This window comes from Bacillus sp. AR4-2 (genome assembly GCF_008274865.1).
Classification (GTDB): domain Bacteria; phylum Bacillota; class Bacilli; order Bacillales; family Bacillaceae_G; genus Bacillus_A; species Bacillus_A cereus.
Window position 1 is genome coordinate 488,318 of record NZ_CP031062.1, and the last position, 17,526, is coordinate 505,843.

Consider the following 17,526-nt stretch of genomic DNA (forward strand, 5'->3'; position numbering starts at 1 on the left):
TAGTATTCTAAGTGTGTAAGCTGTTATATAAAAAATCTTAGTCCTGTACTAATCAAAAATGGAGGAGATTAGGATGACTCAAGTATTAGAAAATGTTAAAAACGCATGGGAAAACTTTAAAGGTGAAAAATGGAAAGCAGAGATTGATGTTCGCGATTTCATTTTAAATAATGTAAACGTTTTCGAAGGGGACGAATCTTTCTTAGCAGAAGCAACTGAAGCAACGAAACAACTTTGGGATCAAGTAATGGATTTAACAACGAAAGAACGTGAAAACGGTGGCGTTCTTGATATGGATACAAAAATTGTTTCTTCTATTACATCACATGACCCAGGATACTTAAATAAAGATATTGAAAAAGTAGTCGGTTTCCAAACTGATAAACCATTTAAACGTTCTTTACAACCATATGGTGGTATTCGTATGGCAGAACAAGCTTGTGAATCTTATGGATACGAAATGGATAAAGAACTTAGTCGTATTTTTAGAGAGTGGAGAAAAACTCATAACCAAGGTGTATTTGATGCATACACACCAGAAATGAGAAATGCACGTAAATCAGGTGTTATTACTGGTCTTCCAGATGCATACGGACGTGGACGTATTATCGGTGACTATCGCCGAGTAGCGTTATATGGTATTGATCATTTAATTGAAGCGAAAAAAGCTGATTTGAATTTAACTGGTGGTGTAATGAGCGAAGATACAATGCGTTTACGCGAAGAGTTATCTGAGCAAATGCGTGCACTTCAAGAGTTAAAAGAAATGGCTGCTTCTCATGGCTTCGATATTTCTAAGCCAGCAACAAATGCACAAGAAGCATTCCAATGGTTATACTTCGCATACCTTGCAGCGATTAAAGAGCAAAACGGAGCTGCAATGAGTCTTGGACGTACTTCTACATTCTTAGATATTTACATTGAAAGAGATTTAGCAAATGGTACTTTAACAGAAGAAGAAGTACAAGAAATTGTAGATCACTTCATTATGAAATTACGTCTTGTGAAATTCGCAAGAACACCTGATTATAATGAATTATTCTCTGGTGACCCAACTTGGGTAACTGAATCTATCGGTGGTATGGCATTAGATGGTCGTCCATTAGTAACAAAGAACTCATTCCGTTTCTTGCATACATTAGATAATTTGGGACCAGCTCCAGAACCAAACTTAACTGTTCTTTGGTCTAAACAATTACCAGAGAACTTTAAAAACTACTGTGCGAAAATGTCTATTAAAACATCAGCAATTCAATATGAAAATGATGACATTATGCGTCCTGAATACGGCGATGATTACGGTATTGCATGTTGCGTATCTGCAATGAGAATCGGTAAACAAATGCAGTTCTTCGGAGCTCGTGCAAACTTAGCGAAAGCATTATTATATGCGATTAACGGTGGTAAAGATGAAAAGTCAAAAGCACAAGTTGGTCCTGAGTACGCACCAATTACTTCTGAAGTATTAAATTATGAAGAAGTTATGCATAAGTTTGATATGACAATGGAATGGTTAGCGGGTCTATATTTAAACACATTAAATGTTATCCATTACATGCATGATAAATATAGCTATGAACGTATTGAAATGGCACTTCATGATACAAACGTTCTTCGTACAATGGCAACAGGTATCGCTGGTCTATCTGTAGTAGCAGATTCATTAAGTGCAATTAAATACGCAAAAGTAAAACCAATTCGTGATGAAAATGGTATTGCAGTTGACTTCGAGATTGAAGGAGATTTCCCTAAATACGGTAACAATGATGATCGTGTAGATGAGATTGCTGTAAATCTTGTAAAAACATTTATGAATAAACTTCGTAAACATAAAACATACAGAAATTCTGTTCATACAATGTCAATCTTAACAATCACATCTAATGTTGTATACGGTAAGAAAACTGGTAATACTCCAGATGGCCGCCGTACTGGAGAACCATTTGCACCAGGTGCGAACCCAATGCATGGACGTGATACAAAAGGTGCATTAGCTTCATTATTATCTGTGGCTAAATTACCATATGAAGATGCACAAGATGGTATTTCTAATACGTTCTCTATTATTCCGAAAGCACTTGGTAAAGAAGATGATGTACAAGTACGTAACTTAGTATCAATGCTTGATGGTTATGCAGTAAAAGAAGGGCACCACTTAAATATTAACGTATTTAACCGTGAAACATTAATGGATGCAATGGAACATCCTGAGAAGTATCCACAATTAACAATTCGTGTATCTGGTTATGCTGTAAACTTTATTAAATTAACCCGTGAACAACAAATTGATGTAATTAACCGTACAATGCATGAAAGCATGTAAATGAAAAAAGTGTCCCTTCGCTCTTAATATATAGCGAAGGGAGGCTGTTTCAATAAAGGAGGAAGTAACATGGTAAAAGGAAGAATACATTCTGTAGAGTCTTGTGGTACTGTTGATGGCCCAGGGATTCGTTATGTCATATTTACACAAGGGTGTTTATTACGTTGTCAATATTGTCATAATGCTGATACGTGGGAAATTGGTAAAGGTAAAGAAATAACAGTTGAAGAAGTGATGCAGGATGTGACATGTTACCTTCCATTTATTGAAGCTTCCGGAGGCGGTATAACAGTTAGCGGTGGAGAGCCATTATTACAGCTAGACTTTTTAATTGAGTTGTTTAAAAAGTGTAAAGCGGCTGGTATCCATACAACAATCGACTCTTCTGGTGGTTGTTATTCTGAGGAACCAGAATTCCAAAATAAGCTAGATATTTTAATGGATTATACAGATTTAGTTTTATTGGATCTGAAACATATCGATTCCAAAAAGCATCGTAAATTAACAGGGAAACCAAATGAACATATTTTACAATTTGCTCGTTATTTATCGGATAAGAATAAACCAATTTGGGTACGACACGTATTAGTTCCTGGTGTTACGGATAATGAAGAGGATCTACAAAAACTATCTAGCTTTATTCAAAGTCTGTCTAATGTTCAAAAAGTTGAAGTGTTACCATATCATAAGCTTGGTGTATATAAATGGGAGGCGCTTGGACACAAGTATCCACTCGCAAATGTAGAACCACCTACTGAGAAAAATGTAGAACATGCTAAATATATTTTACAAGCGGTCTAATCCAAATATTGGATTAGGCTTTTTGCTTTCTTTACAATAAAATCTAGAGTATATATTGATAAAAGAGTATACTGAAAGTAGAATATCCATAATTTTGTACGGAATAAATGGAGAAATTTACATAATTGTAAAGGGAAATCAAAATAGTAAAAAGAATTAAGAAGTAAAAGAGTGAGTATCATGGAATAGAGAACATTTGTAAGTTATTGCGAAAGCTCTTATAGGAAAGTATAATGTAAAGATATGAGCACAGATAGGATTAAGGGGTCAATCTTATATGCTTTGCATATCCACGACAGGTACATAGCTGAAAGGGAATTATTAGAATCTGTTTATGTAATTTTTAAGGAAAATGTTTTTCCTATTGTCGTATATGCAATATGGAGAAACAAAAAGCTAGGAGTGGATTTGTTTGATAAAAAACCCCAAGGTTTTAATATTAACTGCACATTACGGTAATGGTCATGTGCAAGTAGCAAAAACATTAGAACAAACATTTCGCCAAAAAGGAATTGAAGATGTTATTGTATGCGACTTGTTTGGAGAATCACATCCATTTATAACTGACATTACAAAATATCTATATTTAAAAAGTTATACAATAGGAAAAGAATTATATCGTTTGTTTTATTACGGGGTAGAAAAAATTTATGATAAGAAAATAGCATCTTGGTATGCGAACTTTGGAAGAAAACGTTTGAAAACACTATTACAGGTGGAGAAACCAGATATTGTGATTAATACATTTCCAATTATCGCTGTACCAGAATTGAAGAAACAAACAGGTATTTCAATTCCTGTCTATAACGTATTAACGGATTTTTGCGTGCACAAAATATGGATTCATCGAGAAGTAGATCGTTATTTTGTTGCAACGGATCATGTGAAAGAATTGATGGTTGATATCGGTGTACCTGCGGAACAAATTGTTGAAACAGGAATTCCAATTCGGAGTAGTTTTGAGTTAAAGGTAAATCCGGAAATCATATATACTAAATATCAGTTATGTAAGAATAAAAAGATTTTACTAATTGTAGCAGGTGCTCATGGGGTATTAGGAAATGTAAAAGAACTATGCCAATCATTTATGTCAGTGCCTAATTTACAAATAGTTGTCGTTTGTGGGAAAAATGAAGCTTTAAAACAGGATTTATTAAGTTTACAGAAGCAAAATTCCGATGCATTAAAAGTGTTTGGGTATGTTGAAAATATTGATGAATTATTCCGTGTTACTTCTTGTATGATTACGAAGCCAGGCGGAATAACATTAAGTGAAGCAGCAGCGTTGCAAGTACCTGTCATTTTATATAAGCCTGTTCCAGGACAAGAAAATGAAAATGCGATGTACTTTGAAAGAAAGGGAGCAGCAGTTGTCATTCGCGATGATAGTGAGGTTTTTGCAAAAACAGAGGCATTATTACAAGATGATGTGAAGCTTCTTCAAATGAAAGAAGCAATGAAAAGCATCTATCTTCCAGAGCCAGCTGGTCATATTGTAGATGCAATTTTGGCAGAAAATCATGCAGAACCGCGTCATATACCTATTAAATCACCTGCTCTTGCACAATCTTTTACTTAATATGAAACCCTCTTTGTATATGTAAAGAGGGTTCTTTATTATTTTCAAAGAAAATTCAGCCAGTTATCCACAAAAGGATTACGCTTTCATTAAACAGTAAAGTCGGAATATTAACAACTATATCCACATTGTCCACAATTTTTAGAAAAATATCCACAATTAAAACAGCTGATATATGCTTTAATATAGAAAAATATTAAATGTTTTTGAAAATTACTAACAATTCTGTTGGTTTTGTGGATAAAGTTGTCCACAGCAAAAAAAGTCCCTTATGTATAAGGGGCTTTTTTGCTTACTTCTATCAGTCGAGAAAATTATGTAATGAAAATGAATAATTAGGGGGGAAACTTCTAATTATTCATTTTCACTTTAAATGCTTTTCGAGCGATATCCTGCTGCACGATCTGCTTTTTGAAATTCGCGTTGATAGAGAACTTCTTGTGTACTAGATAATGTGTTTTTTGCTTTATCACGTTTCTTTTTATCCATTACAAATCACCTCGTGTCTTAAAGTTACTATTTATCGTTTCCAAAGACATGAGGGGATATACGCATATGGAAAATGTTAACGATTGATTATCATTTCAGAAAATTTAGATTACGCTTCTTTTAATTGATGAGCATCTTGGAAGGATGTATCTCGCATTGTAGCAAGTGTGTATTGATCTTTTGGAATTTCATATAAGTTATACACTTCTTCGTTTGCGTTAATTTCATCATATACGGCTTTTCTTGTTTCGTTTGCTAGATTCACATATTGCAGTTTTTCTGCAGCTTTAATAGAACGAATATTTATTTTACGAATACGCATGAAAATTGTTTCAATATCTAATTCATAGAAAAGTTCACTAAAAAATGAATCTTTTGCTAATTTGTTATAGCCTTTTCCATGATATGGTTTGCCAAGCCATGTCCCGAGAAATCCAGCTTTTTCTTGCACATCAAATAAAGTAATTGTTCCGATAGGGTTACCCCATTCATCTAAAATTGTGCGTGAAATTAATTCACCACGTTCTTCAGCTTCAATCGTTTGTTTTGTTAAGAATAAATATTCTTCATAAGAATAAGCCTTTTGACGCACAAAAGGGAAGACAGCTGGATCCACCATTAACTCGTATAGAACGTGGCTGTCGTGTAAGTCGCGTTTTTTCAACATACTAACTCCTCCTCACACGAGGGTAGCATGACGAAAAAACACCCCACCCTCGAAATTTTTATATCAATCTTTAAAAAATTTCGGGGTGGGAATCGAACCCACTAGAACCAGTTTCTAACGCTGGTGGCGCACCATTTGCCTTCCCCATTCATCAATTTGAAAATGATAATCACGACACAAATTGATTATGGTTTCATTCAGTTTATAATCGTATAATACTTTATCTAGTCAAAAAAATAAACTAGTTTTTTTTATTTTTTTTGTAAATTATTTTTCCATCAATCATAGTTAGTACAGGCTTGGCTAAATAATGGAAAGGATGATGAGTCCATAACACGAGATCGGCGTCTTTTCCAACCTCAATGCTTCCAATTCTATCCTCTAAACGCAAATTTCGCGCTGGGAATATGGTGATTCCTTCTAGTGCTGTTTTCTCGTCTAACCCTTCTCTTACTGCAACAGCGGCACAAATATTTAAATATTGAATGGGTGTATAAGGATGATCTGTTGTTATAGAAACTTCCACACCATTTTTAGATAATATATGGTAAGTATCCCATGTCTTGTTTTTTAGTTCGATTTTAGAACGACGTGTCAGAGTGGGACCAACTGAAACCTTCAAATTGTGTTTCGAAAGCTCTTCAACAAGAAAGTGTCCTTCTGTACAATGTTCAATACGTAGATCGAGGTTGAATTCCGTTGCAAAGCGTAGCGCAGAACTAATATCATCTGCTCGGTGAGCGTGGATACGTACGGGTATTTCACGACGTAATGCTTTTAAAATAGGAAGCATTCTAAAATCAGCTTCGTGCCCGTAGTGTTGTGCTTCATAGAATGATTCCCGAAGTAACCCCATAATCCCCATACGTGTAATGGATTCTTTTGTTCCATTACTATGGACTTTTTTAGGATTTTCTCCAAAGGCAATCTTTAAACCAGCAGGTTCTTGAATAATCATATGATCAATACAAGTTCCAGCTGTTTTTATTACACAAGTAGTACCCCCGATAATATTTTGACTGCCAGGCATAACGTGAACGGTTGTAATTCCGTTTTGTACAGCGTCTTGAAAGGCAATATCGAAAGGATGGATTCCATCTAAAGAACGAATATGTGGTGTTGAAACTTCAGATGTTTCATTGGCATCATTTCCAGCCCAACCAGTACCTTCATCATAGAGACCAAGGTGAGTATGGACATCAATAAAGCCAGGTAAGAGATGGAGTGCTCGTGCATCTATAACGGTCATATCTTGAGTAGGTTGAATAAAAGGTTTGACCTCGGTAATTCGCTCTCCTGTAACGAGTACATCTCCTTGAAACTTTTGAGATGTAATAGGGTATACAATGGCTTGTTTGAGCAATATTTTCATAGGTACCTCATTTCTGTTACTTTATAATGCTAATGGAAGTTAAGGGAAAGTAACTGAAAGGTTATTTGTATGGTAATGCTTAGGATCCTAGAAAATGAAAGTTTTGAAAGAGCCCATGTAAAATTGTGTTTTAGAAGTACTACATTGTATGCGAAAGTATATTTTGTAATGCATGGTCTATTGCCGGAAATGTGTATTGGTATCCATGTTCAATTGCCTTAATGGGTAATACACGTTGCCCTTCTAGTACAAGTATGCTCATTTCACCCAGTAAAGTTTGAATGATAAATGAAGGTACAGGCAACCAATGAGGTTTTTTCATTATAGTTGCAATGTTTTCTCCAAATTCCTTCATTCTTATGGGTGTTGGTGCTGTCATATTAAGAGGACCATCAATTTCTTTTTTGTGTATGATGAAATCCATCATACGAACGACATCGTCTATATGAATCCATGATAACCATTGCTTCCCAGAACCAATGGTGCCGCCGATATAGAATTGATAGGGAAGTAGCATTTTGGGAAGAGCTCCTCCATTTGCACCTAATACAACTCCAAATCTTGCGTAGATTGTTCGTATTCCGAGAGAACGTGCTTTAGATGCTTCTTGTTCCCATGAATATACTGTATTTGCTAAAAAGTCATTTCCAGGAGTCTCATGCTGTTCTGTAAAAGACTCTATTTCAGACGTTCCATAGTATCCAATAGCACTTGCGTTAATAAATGTGTGTGGTTTTGTATGGAGTGTCTGCAATTGTTTAATGATTCCTTTTGTTGTTTGAATTCTACTGTTTAAAATGACTTTCTTTTGTTGCTTTGTCCATCTACTATTAATAGACTCTCCGGCTAGATTAATAACTATATCAATAGAAGAGAGGGGGAAGGTTTGTAAATCTGGTGTCCATTGAACATACTGAAGGTTAGGATCGGAAGTTTCAGTAGTTTTTTTTCGTGTGAGAATGTAAACAGTATATCCTTTTTGAATAAAAAAAGTAGAAAGGGATTTACCGATAAAGCCTGTACCACCAGAAATTGCGATTTTCAAAAGTATTTCCTCCTCATTATATATATTCTTGAAAAGAAAAAATGTTCCTCGACTATGTTAAAATAATAGAGAGGTGAGAGTATGGCTGTCATTACAAAAATAGAAGTACAAAAACGATCGAAAGAACGATTTAATATTTATATTGATAAAGGTCAAGGCGAAGAGTACGGATTTAGTGTGGATCAAGTAATCTTAATAAAACATGGATTACAAAAAGGCTTAGAAATTGATGAAATCGAGTTAGGAAATATTTTGTACAATGAAGAAGTACAAAAAGCATATTTACAAGCAATCTCCTATTTATCCTATCAAATGAGAACAAAACAAGAAATAGAAGATTTTTTACGAAAAAAAGAAGTGGGACAGGCCATCATCTCTGAAGTCGTTTCGAAATTATTACATGACCGATATATTAATGATAAAGAGTATGCTGTTTTATATACGCGAACGCAAAGTAATGTGAATCGAAAAGGTCCAACTGTTATTAAAAGAGAGTTATTAAATAAAGGTGTTCAGGATTTAATTATTACACATAGTTTACAAGAATATCCGAAGGAAAAGCAAATTGAGAATGCCTTGTTTCTCATAGAGAAGAAGAAAAAATCTTATCAAAAACATTCTTTTTTACAAATGAAACTAAAGTTAGATGAGATGCTTGTTCGAAAAGGATATTCTAGAGAAGTAATTCAAATTTGTTTGGAAGAATTGAAAGACGAAAAAGATGACGAAAAGCAACAAGAAGCGTTACACTATCATGGGAATAAATATTATGAGAAATATAAGAAGCATGATGGATGGACATTTGAAAACAAGATGAAACAAGCGTTATATCGAAAAGGATTCTCTATTGATGAAATCGAGATATTTTTGCAAATGAAACGCGAAGAGGAATGAGGAGAATAAGATGAATATGCCAAAACGCTACAGTGAAATGACACCGCATGAGCTAAGGGAAGAAATTGGCGCTTTGAAGGAGCAAGCAGTAAAAGCTGAGCAGCTTGGGATTGTCAATGAATTTGATGTATTAATGAGAAAAATGGCAATGGCTCGTGCTTATATGACGGATGTAAACAAATTCCGTATTGGTGAAACATATGAATTAGTAGAAGAACCTGGTGTATTATTTAAAATTACGTATTTCAATGGGGTATTTGCTTGGGGATATAAGCAAAATGATAATGAAGAGATTGGCATACCAATTTCCTTATTGCAAGAAAAATAAAAACCAGAGAGCATATATCTCTCTGGTTTTCATCTTTGGTAGGCGTTAAAGGAGATAGGAGATTCTAAAATTGGCGTTTTTTACATTCATTTGCCAATATAATGAGAGACTGGGTTTGTTGCGTCTGTCCGTTAACTTGTGCTTTCGCATGTTTTGGACGAGTCCACGTATGGTTAAATAATTCAGAACGACTATCTAAGCGATCACGGTAGCTCATCTTTATCACCTCGTGTAGGAAGTTAATTTAATTTGTACTATTCTTCCTGCTGATTTGCAGCACGCATACGTTCTTGTGGGTGCGTGTTAATTGTGCCGTTAGGTCGTTTCGAAGCGAAGCGTGATTTCGCTTTCGGTTGACCGTCGATTTTGCTGTTGTTTTTTGACTCAGACCAAAATTCGGCTTGTTTACCCATTGCGAACGCCCTCCTCATTATCGGTTGATACCTCTTTAAGAAGTATCAATTATAGAATGTGCAAAATTGAAGAAACTATCCTTTAGAAATGAAGGGATAAATAGGTAAAAGGAGATTATAATATGAATGATATTTATGAAACATTAACGAAAGAATTATTAGACAAGAATGACAAGCTTTCTTACGCACAAGCTCGTGCGTGGGTTGAGTTACTATGGGAAGATTTTCAAACAACTTATGCAAAATCAGGTCGTTATCAAGGCGATGAAATGACGGAACAAGTGGTACGATCATGGATTAATAATCATGGTGTACGCCTTCATGAAATGCGGACAAATAATCCGAAGTATAGTCATTTAATTAATCAAGAAGATCATTTGAAACATTAAAAAAAGCGACTTAAGTCGCTTTTTTTAATGTGGAAGTAATTCCAGTTTTTTTCGAAGCTTTTCTTCACTAAAGATCCATCCTGTATAGGAACTAATAATATTTAAATTGTGGTCGAGCTGAACGATTGCAACAAATGGATAATAATCTTTACTTCGATATCGTAAATCAATGAATCGTACTTCATAATAATGGTCATGATCAAAAATATCCCAGCGATATACAGGAGAGAAAGATAGGAAGGCTGAGATGTTTTCATCTTGTTTAGCTGCTCGCATAATATTATTGTCTGGGAACGGTATCCGATCGAACTTATCATATATCATAATGTTACCACGGTGCCATCTCGCAACGTAGTAATAATCAGCCGTAACGACTGCTAAATGGTAATGATAAAATCGGTAAGAAGGAGAAATGATAATCTTTTCGACATTTTTGAAACGTTTGTGTACAACGCTTCTTATATTTCTGTGCATCATAATCCGTCCGATATAGTAAACAATCATTAATATATATGCCGCTAAAGCTGTATATCCCTTATGAGAACCGACGAGCATGCAAGCAATTGCAAGTATATGGATAAAGAAAATTACGGTATCGAATGTATTAATTATGCCAAGTGCGACCCATTTTTTTGTGAAAGGTCGTAATGCTTGTGTACCATAGGCGTTGAAAATATCTACAAAGACGTGAAGAAAGACGGCAATAAATGACCAAAGTAGTAGATGAAGATATGGAGCTTCTGAAAAGAAGGCGAAAGAGATGCCACTTATAAGGAATGACCAAAGAATTACCGCAGGAATAGAATGAGTAATCCCACGATGATTTCTTATATATTTAGCGTTATTACGCAATTTTAAAACTGTGTCAATGTCAGGAATGTTGGAACCAGCAATTGTAGCAAGCATAACAGCTTGGGGGCCAATATCACTTTGTGCTATGGCTGGATCTAATGTTGCTAAGCTACCTAAAGTGATACCCATAACAAGGTGAGTGGCTGTGTCCATAGAAATCCACCTCCGTTTTTTATTAATGTAACTCTTTTTATTCGATACCTCAAGTCCTTTGCCTTCTATTTCCTATGTCATCTTACTTAAATTTTTTCCTAAAATCTTTATAATAGTACTTATATGCAAAAAAATGAGGGGGATCAAGTTTGACACTTGAAATACTAAACAATTTTAATATAGAGCAGTTTCAAAATGATTTAATTGGTTGGTTTGAAGAAGAACAGCGCGACTTACCGTGGAGAAAGAATAAAGATCCATACCGCGTTTGGGTTTCTGAAATTATGTTGCAGCAAACAAGAGTAGAAGCTGTAAAACCATATTACGCAAATTTTATGGGGAAGTTTCCTACACTTGAAGCGTTAGCGAACGCTGATGATGAAGAAGTATTAAAAGCATGGGAAGGTTTAGGATATTATTCTAGAGCACGTAATTTACATGCGGCAGTAAAAGAGGTAAAAGAAGTATACGGCGGGGTTGTACCAAGTGATGTAAAGAAAATTGAAAAGTTAAAAGGAGTAGGACCATATACAAAAGGTGCTATTTTAAGTATCGCATATGGTATACCAGAGCCGGCAGTTGATGGAAATGTTATGCGTGTATTATCTCGTATTTTATCAGTATGGGATGATATTGCAAAACCAAAGACTCGAAAAGTTTTTGAAGAGATTGTGCGTGAAATTATTTCAGTAGAAAACCCATCTTATTTTAATCAAGGATTGATGGAATTAGGTGCATTGATTTGTATTCCTAAAAATCCATCGTGCTTACTTTGTCCTGTGCGTGAGCATTGCAGAGGATATGCTGAAGGTGTTCAAAAAGAATTACCAGTAAAAAGTAAAGCGAAAGCTCCTAAAATGGTACCTATTGTTGCAGGCGTACTTCAAACTGAAGACGGTCGTTACGTTATTAATAAACGTCCAAGTACAGGTTTGTTAGCTAACATGTGGGAGTTTCCTAATGCTGAACTTGGAGAAGGTATTCGAAATCAGAAGGAACAGCTTATAGATTATATGAAAGAAAAATTTGAGCTCGAGGTTTCTATTGATGAATACGCAATGAATGTACAACATACGTTTACACATCGTACTTGGGATATATTTGTATTTTACGGAAAAGTAACCGGTAATATTGTTGATACAGATACATTAAAATTTGTATCGAAAGAGGTATTTGAGCAATTACCTTTCTCAAAATCACACCGTACTATTTATGAAAATTGTGTGGAGAAAATTACAATGCAATAAATAAAAAAGTGTTCCCAATCTAGGGAACACTTTTTTAATCGTAAGAAATTTTTGTCCCATGAGTCCAACTAGCTTTACCTTCTTGTAAGCCGCCTCTTGATTCGATTTCTACTACAATTTCTTTGTAAATACTTTGCCCTTCTACATTTAAATAAGGCAGAACCTGTTGTAGTGAGTGATGAAAATAAGCTAATTCATCTTCTTTCCATTCATTTTTTGAAATCATCGTTAGTTCAGTCATATCGCGTCCTATATACATATTTCCACCTCCATTTCTTATAGTTTGAATAAGTAACAAAAGATATATGCGGAAATTATTCAAAAGAAAATTACGGATAGCTTCTAAGTGAATTGGTTACATTATTGATTGTGGAGGTGAGAAAGATGAGTAAAAAACAACAAGGTTATAACAAAGCAACTTCTGGTGCTAGCATTCAAAGTACAAATGCTAGTTATGGTACAGAGTTTTCAACTGAAACAGATGTACAAGCTGTAAAACAAGCAAACGCACAATCAGAAGCAAAGAAAGCACAAGCTTCTGGTGCACAAAGTGCAAACGCTAGTTATGGTACAGAATTTGCAACTGAAACAGACGTGCATTCTGTGAAAAAACAAAATGCTAAGTCAGCTGCAAAACAATCACAATCTTCTAGCTCAAATCAGTAATGAAAGAAAAACACTTCTCTAATTCGGGAGAAGTGTTTTCTTTTTGCGTGGATCGTTGTAATGAAAAGAAAGCGAACGACATAACTTCTAATAAGTCAACAAATGTAGTCAAAGGAGAAGGAAGTTAACAATTAGAATTATGTAATTAGGAATAATAACTGATGAATAAGTCCAAAAGGGGGTAAGTAATGAACGATTTTGATAAGTTGGTAGGGGAGCAATTAGAAACGATGGATGAATTGTTAAAATTACAAGCACATCTAGAGAAGTATCAACAAATTGAAATGAATGAAAAAGATACGTGCGATAAAAAAGAACTGCATTTTATCCGCCAGGAAATATATAGAACAGAAGTAGCGTTGAAGATGTTACATGAGAAATTTGAAGAACAAACGAATAGTGTAATTCAATCTTTTGCAACTGAAAAAATGATTTCAAATTTAGGATAAGATATATTGTTATCTTTAGGTGAAAAGTCCTTCTTTGTATGGAAATAGAGAAGGGCTTTTTCTATTATATGTCCTCGCTTATAAATAATACAGTACAATCCTTTTATCTCCTAAGAAGCGGTGGGGCATAGTATTCAACGATAAACCTCCTGCATATTCAGTTTGAAAAATAGAGTCTTATCCCTTTAGTTTTAAAATTTCGACAAAAAAGTTATAATAGAAAAAAAGTGAATGCCGTTCAAAGGGCATTTGCAGTTGAAAGAAGGGAGCATATATGGGATTTCCCAAAGAAGGAGAAAAAGTACAAATACATAGTTATAAACATAATGGCTCCATTCATAGAATGTGGGAAGAAACAACAATTTTAAAAGGGACACAGAGTCTTGTAATCGGAGCGAATGATCGTACAGTAGTTACAGAATCGGATGGCCGAACATGGATTACTCGTGAACCAGCAATTTGTTATTTTCATGCCAACTATTGGTTTAATGTGATTGGGATGCTTAGGGAAGATGGCGTATATTATTATTGTAATTTAAGCTCACCTTTTGCGTATGATCCTGAAGCATTAAAGTATATTGATTATGATTTAGATATTAAAGTATATCCAGATATGACATATACGCTTCTAGATGAAGATGAGTATGAAAAACATAGTGAAATTATGCAGTATCCACCTGTTATTGATACAATTTTAAAACGAAATGTAGCACATTTAACACAGTGGATTCATCAAAGAAAAGGTCCATTTGCACCAGATTTCGTAGATATGTGGTATGAACGATATTTAATGTACAGAAATTAAAACAAACCTGCAGGGGGCTTCCCGGCAGGTTTGTCCTATTAGAGGGGGGATTATGTGCAAGGCATAAAAAGATATTTACAATTTGTTAAACCATATCGATGGCTTATTGCTATTACAATTATTATTGGACTAGTTAAGTTCGGTATCCCACTTATTATGCCGTGGTTATTAAAGTATATTATCGATGATGTAATTCAAGGCGCTGGCTCACTTCAAGATAAAACATCTCAATTAATAACAGCGATTGGAATTGCTTTCTTTATTTTTGCGGTATTAAGACCACCGATTGAATATTATCGTCAATATTTCGCCCAACGTATCGCAAATACAATACTGTATGATTTGCGGAAGCATATTTTCGGTCACTTACAAAAGTTAAGTTTACGTTATTACTCCAATACAAAAACAGGGGAGATTATTTCGCGTGTCATCCATGATGTAGAACAAACGAAAGATTTTGTAATTACTGGTTTGATGAACGTCTGGTTAGATACTGCAACAATTGCTATTGCTATCATTGTTATGTTTTCTATGAATATAAAATTAACATTTGTTGCGTTATTGATTTTACCTATTTATGTAATTGCAGTGAAATATTTTTTCGGACGTCTTCGGAAATTGACGAAAGAGCGTTCACAAGCGTTAGCGACGATGCAAGGGTATTTGCATGAACGTATTCAAGGAATGCAAGTGACACGTAGCTTTGCGTTAGAAGAGTATGAGGGGAAGCAGTTTGAAAAAAGAAATAATGAATTTTTAACGAAAGCATTAACCCATACAAGTTGGACGGCAAGAACATTTTCGGCAGTAAACACGTTAACCGATTTAGGTCCGTTACTTGTGATTGGTTTTGCAGCATATGAAGTAATTCAAGGGCAGTTAACGCTAGGAACGATGGTAGCTTTTGTTGGATATATGGATAGTTTATATAGTCCGCTTCGCCGCCTTGTTAATTCATCTACAACATTAACACAATCTTTTGCATCGATGGACCGTGTGTTTGAACTGTTAGATGAAAAATACGATATTGTTAATGTACCAAATGCGGTACAAACGAAAAAATTAAATGGAGAAATTGTATTTGACAATGTTTCTTTTCGTTATAATGCAGATGAAAAAGAGATATTACACAACTTGTCATTAACTATGCAACCTGGAGAGAAAGTAGCGCTTGTAGGAGCGAGTGGGGGAGGAAAGTCATCTCTTGCTAGTTTGATCCCGCGTTTCTATGATGTTTCTGAAGGCACGGTTTATGTAGATGGCATAGATGTAAGAAAGTATAATATGAGAAATTTGCGTAGTCATATTGGAATTGTACTGCAAGATAATTTATTGTTTAGCGATACAATTGGAGCTAATATTTTATATGGAAATCCGAAGGCTACAGAGAAAGAGGTGATTGCAGCTGCTAAAGCTGCGCAAATTCATGATTTTATTATAGACTTACCAGATGGTTATAATACTGTCGTTGGAGAACGTGGTGTGAAGCTATCGGGCGGGCAAAGACAACGCGTGGCAATTGCACGAGTGTTTCTAAAGAATCCTTCGGTACTTATATTAGATGAAGCAACTTCAGCATTAGATTTAGAAAATGAAAGGTATATTCAAGAGGCGCTTCAGACGTTAGCTGCTGACCGGACAACGATTATAATTGCACATCGATTAGCGACGATTACGCATGTTGATACGATTATTTACATTGAAGACGGTGAGATTAAAGAGACTGGTTCTCATGAAGAGTTAATGCGAAAAAGAGGATTTTATTACAATTTATATCAACTTCAACATATAACAGAAACAGCTCCTTTAGCATAAAAGGAGCTGTTTTTTATTCGTCTTCTTTTTTATCATCGATTTGGAGTTCTTTTTCTGGTTTATGGTATGTGTAGAAGCTATCTACAAGCAAATCTAAATGCTCTACTTCTTCACTATAGTTAATGATGGAAGAAATAAGAGGGAAGAGATGTAACCATGTTTTATATGCTTCTTCATCGTCTTTATTTTGATATTCCATAAAGATATCAATTAATTCTTGTTTACCTGTTTCAACTTCATCAAGCATTTCAACTGATTGTTGTTTTTTTGCTTTACCAATAAATTTTAATAAAACTTGTTCATGATAATGCGTTAATGAGTCAAGTTCGTTTTGGATAGATTCCTGAAATTCTTCCGGCATATAGCGCAGTTCATTTTCAGTACGGTGTAATGATTTTAACGTACTTAAAGCACGGCTTGTTGTCGCTAACATTTGTCTGAATAAAACGAGCTTACGAATTTTTGCGAACTTTACTTTTTTCGTGTAGCTTCTTTCTTCTTTATACAGCAAATAGTAATGGTTTAGTTTGATCATTTTTTCTTTCATACGATCAATATCAGTTTTTAGCGTTGTAAAATCAGAAGCCTGCCTGCTATTCATTCGAATCCATTTTACAATTTCTTCTGTATTATCAACGATACGATGATAAAGTTTTGTTTCATATTTTGGCGGCATAAATACTAAATTTACAAGTGAAGCCGCAATAATACCAATCATAATCGTCGCAAATCGAAGTAAGGCAAAACTAAAGAAATCTTCGCCTTGATACTCCATAATGGCGATAACTGTTACTAAAGCAATTGATATTGTGTTTTCTAATCGTAATTGTAATGTAAGAGCAATTACTAATATACATGTTAATCCAATAATAAAAGGATTATGTCCAAAAGCAGTAGCAAATGCGATAGCAAATATCGCACCAATTACATTTGCTTGAATTTGTTCAAGTGCTGTTAAATAAGAACGGTATACAGACGGTTGGACAGCAAAGATAGCTGAAATTCCCGCAAATACCGGACTCGGTAATTGAAGTAAAATACAAGCAAATAAAGCTAACGTGATGGCAATACCCGTTTTTAAAATGCGAGCACCAAGTTTCATACCCTTAATAAGATCCTTTCTCTTGTCATAATGAATGTACAACATGATACTATACATTCATTACAATATGTTAGCAAGTGATATTTTAGTGACGTTAAAAGAAATTAGTGTTCATTTTATCCCGCTAATTGTGAGTA

Annotated in this window: 20 protein-coding genes; 11 read left to right on the forward strand and 9 right to left on the reverse strand. The window is 34.7% G+C overall.

What is annotated here, in order from left to right; translation table 11 throughout:
* The first annotated feature begins 73 nt into the window (after positions 1-73).
* The 3 genes from pflB (at position 74) to DN399_RS02580 (ending at position 4,703) form a co-directional block, all read left to right on the forward strand.
* Positions 74-2,323 carry a formate C-acetyltransferase gene (gene pflB, locus DN399_RS02570; RefSeq protein WP_000195471.1) on the forward strand — a complete coding sequence of 750 codons (2,250 nt, stop codon included), beginning with the start codon at positions 74-76 and terminating at the stop codon, positions 2,321-2,323.
* A 69-nt stretch (positions 2,324-2,392) separates the two neighbouring features.
* The gene (pflA, locus tag DN399_RS02575; RefSeq protein ID WP_000238458.1) at positions 2,393-3,124 is read left to right on the forward strand and encodes a pyruvate formate-lyase-activating protein; all 732 of its coding nucleotides are present in this window, start codon (positions 2,393-2,395) and stop codon (positions 3,122-3,124) included.
* 412 nt (positions 3,125-3,536) lie between these two features.
* Positions 3,537-4,703, forward strand: coding sequence for a diglucosyl diacylglycerol synthase (locus DN399_RS02580; protein WP_000594690.1), 1,167 nt, complete (start codon positions 3,537-3,539; stop codon positions 4,701-4,703).
* Between the two features lie 369 nt (positions 4,704-5,072).
* Here DN399_RS02580 and DN399_RS02585 read toward each other — a convergent pair whose 3' ends face one another.
* From DN399_RS02585 to DN399_RS02600, 4 genes are all read right to left on the reverse strand, one after another.
* Positions 5,073-5,192 (reverse strand): YfhE family protein, encoded by a 120-nt coding sequence (locus DN399_RS02585; protein WP_000358482.1) that lies wholly within the window; start codon positions 5,190-5,192, stop codon positions 5,073-5,075.
* Positions 5,193-5,301: 109 nt separating this feature from the next.
* On the reverse strand, positions 5,302-5,859 hold the full coding sequence (locus DN399_RS02590) for a GNAT family N-acetyltransferase (RefSeq protein ID WP_000914734.1): 558 nt from the start codon (positions 5,857-5,859) through the stop codon (positions 5,302-5,304).
* A gap of 241 nt (positions 5,860-6,100) precedes the next feature.
* Positions 6,101-7,231: an amidohydrolase gene (locus DN399_RS02595; RefSeq protein ID WP_000698317.1), complete on the reverse strand. Its 1,131-nt coding sequence runs from the start codon at positions 7,229-7,231 to the stop codon at positions 6,101-6,103.
* Positions 7,232-7,370: 139 nt separating this feature from the next.
* Positions 7,371-8,276 (reverse strand): TIGR01777 family oxidoreductase, encoded by a 906-nt coding sequence (locus DN399_RS02600; protein WP_000684379.1) that lies wholly within the window; start codon positions 8,274-8,276, stop codon positions 7,371-7,373.
* An 81-nt stretch (positions 8,277-8,357) separates the two neighbouring features.
* Here DN399_RS02600 and recX point away from each other — a divergent pair, with 81 nt between their 5' ends.
* Both recX and DN399_RS02610 read left to right on the forward strand, forming a co-directional pair.
* Entirely contained in the window at positions 8,358-9,170 is an 813-nt protein-coding gene (recX, locus tag DN399_RS02605; protein ID WP_000268502.1) for a recombination regulator RecX, read from the forward strand.
* A 10-nt stretch (positions 9,171-9,180) separates the two neighbouring features.
* Complete coding sequence (locus DN399_RS02610; protein WP_001057025.1) at positions 9,181-9,498, forward strand: YfhH family protein; 318 nt, start codon at positions 9,181-9,183, stop codon at positions 9,496-9,498.
* A 64-nt stretch (positions 9,499-9,562) separates the two neighbouring features.
* Here DN399_RS02610 and DN399_RS02615 read toward each other — a convergent pair whose 3' ends face one another.
* Positions 9,563-9,715, reverse strand: a complete 153-nt coding sequence (locus tag DN399_RS02615; RefSeq protein WP_000122093.1) for a YpzG family protein — start codon at positions 9,713-9,715, stop codon at positions 9,563-9,565.
* A gap of 37 nt (positions 9,716-9,752) precedes the next feature.
* The gene (locus DN399_RS02620; protein WP_000517891.1) at positions 9,753-9,911 is read right to left on the reverse strand and encodes a small, acid-soluble spore protein K; all 159 of its coding nucleotides are present in this window, start codon (positions 9,909-9,911) and stop codon (positions 9,753-9,755) included.
* 122 nt (positions 9,912-10,033) lie between these two features.
* On the opposite strand from DN399_RS02620, the gene DN399_RS02625 reads away from it, so the two are divergent.
* Positions 10,034-10,300: a YfhJ family protein gene (locus DN399_RS02625; protein ID WP_000998166.1), complete on the forward strand. Its 267-nt coding sequence runs from the start codon at positions 10,034-10,036 to the stop codon at positions 10,298-10,300.
* Positions 10,301-10,324: 24 nt separating this feature from the next.
* Here the strand turns inward: DN399_RS02625 and DN399_RS02630 are convergent, their stop codons facing one another.
* Entirely contained in the window at positions 10,325-11,305 is a 981-nt protein-coding gene (locus DN399_RS02630; RefSeq protein ID WP_000379109.1) for a metal-dependent hydrolase, read from the reverse strand.
* Positions 11,306-11,454: 149 nt separating this feature from the next.
* On the opposite strand from DN399_RS02630, the gene mutY reads away from it, so the two are divergent.
* Complete coding sequence (gene mutY / locus DN399_RS02635; protein WP_000171397.1) at positions 11,455-12,552, forward strand: A/G-specific adenine glycosylase; 1,098 nt, start codon at positions 11,455-11,457, stop codon at positions 12,550-12,552.
* 34 nt (positions 12,553-12,586) lie between these two features.
* Here the strand turns inward: mutY and DN399_RS02640 are convergent, their stop codons facing one another.
* Positions 12,587-12,811 carry a hypothetical protein gene (locus tag DN399_RS02640; protein WP_006916136.1) on the reverse strand — a complete coding sequence of 75 codons (225 nt, stop codon included), beginning with the start codon at positions 12,809-12,811 and terminating at the stop codon, positions 12,587-12,589.
* Between the two features lie 125 nt (positions 12,812-12,936).
* On the opposite strand from DN399_RS02640, the gene DN399_RS02645 reads away from it, so the two are divergent.
* The 4 genes from DN399_RS02645 to DN399_RS02660 all read left to right on the forward strand — a co-directional run bounded on the left by DN399_RS02645 (position 12,937) and on the right by DN399_RS02660 (position 16,287).
* The gene (locus tag DN399_RS02645; RefSeq protein WP_000039046.1) at positions 12,937-13,218 is read left to right on the forward strand and encodes a gamma-type small acid-soluble spore protein; all 282 of its coding nucleotides are present in this window, start codon (positions 12,937-12,939) and stop codon (positions 13,216-13,218) included.
* 188 nt (positions 13,219-13,406) lie between these two features.
* Complete coding sequence (locus tag DN399_RS02650; protein WP_000997575.1) at positions 13,407-13,667, forward strand: YgaB family protein; 261 nt, start codon at positions 13,407-13,409, stop codon at positions 13,665-13,667.
* Between the two features lie 274 nt (positions 13,668-13,941).
* Entirely contained in the window at positions 13,942-14,472 is a 531-nt protein-coding gene (gene ntdP, locus DN399_RS02655) for a nucleoside tri-diphosphate phosphatase (protein WP_000506622.1), read from the forward strand.
* 54 nt (positions 14,473-14,526) lie between these two features.
* On the forward strand, positions 14,527-16,287 hold the full coding sequence (locus DN399_RS02660) for an ABC transporter ATP-binding protein (RefSeq protein ID WP_001161598.1): 1,761 nt from the start codon (positions 14,527-14,529) through the stop codon (positions 16,285-16,287).
* A gap of 13 nt (positions 16,288-16,300) precedes the next feature.
* Here the strand turns inward: DN399_RS02660 and DN399_RS02665 are convergent, their stop codons facing one another.
* The gene (locus tag DN399_RS02665; RefSeq protein WP_000765787.1) at positions 16,301-17,389 is read right to left on the reverse strand and encodes an aromatic acid exporter family protein; all 1,089 of its coding nucleotides are present in this window, start codon (positions 17,387-17,389) and stop codon (positions 16,301-16,303) included.
* Positions 17,390-17,526: the final 137 nt, after the last annotated feature.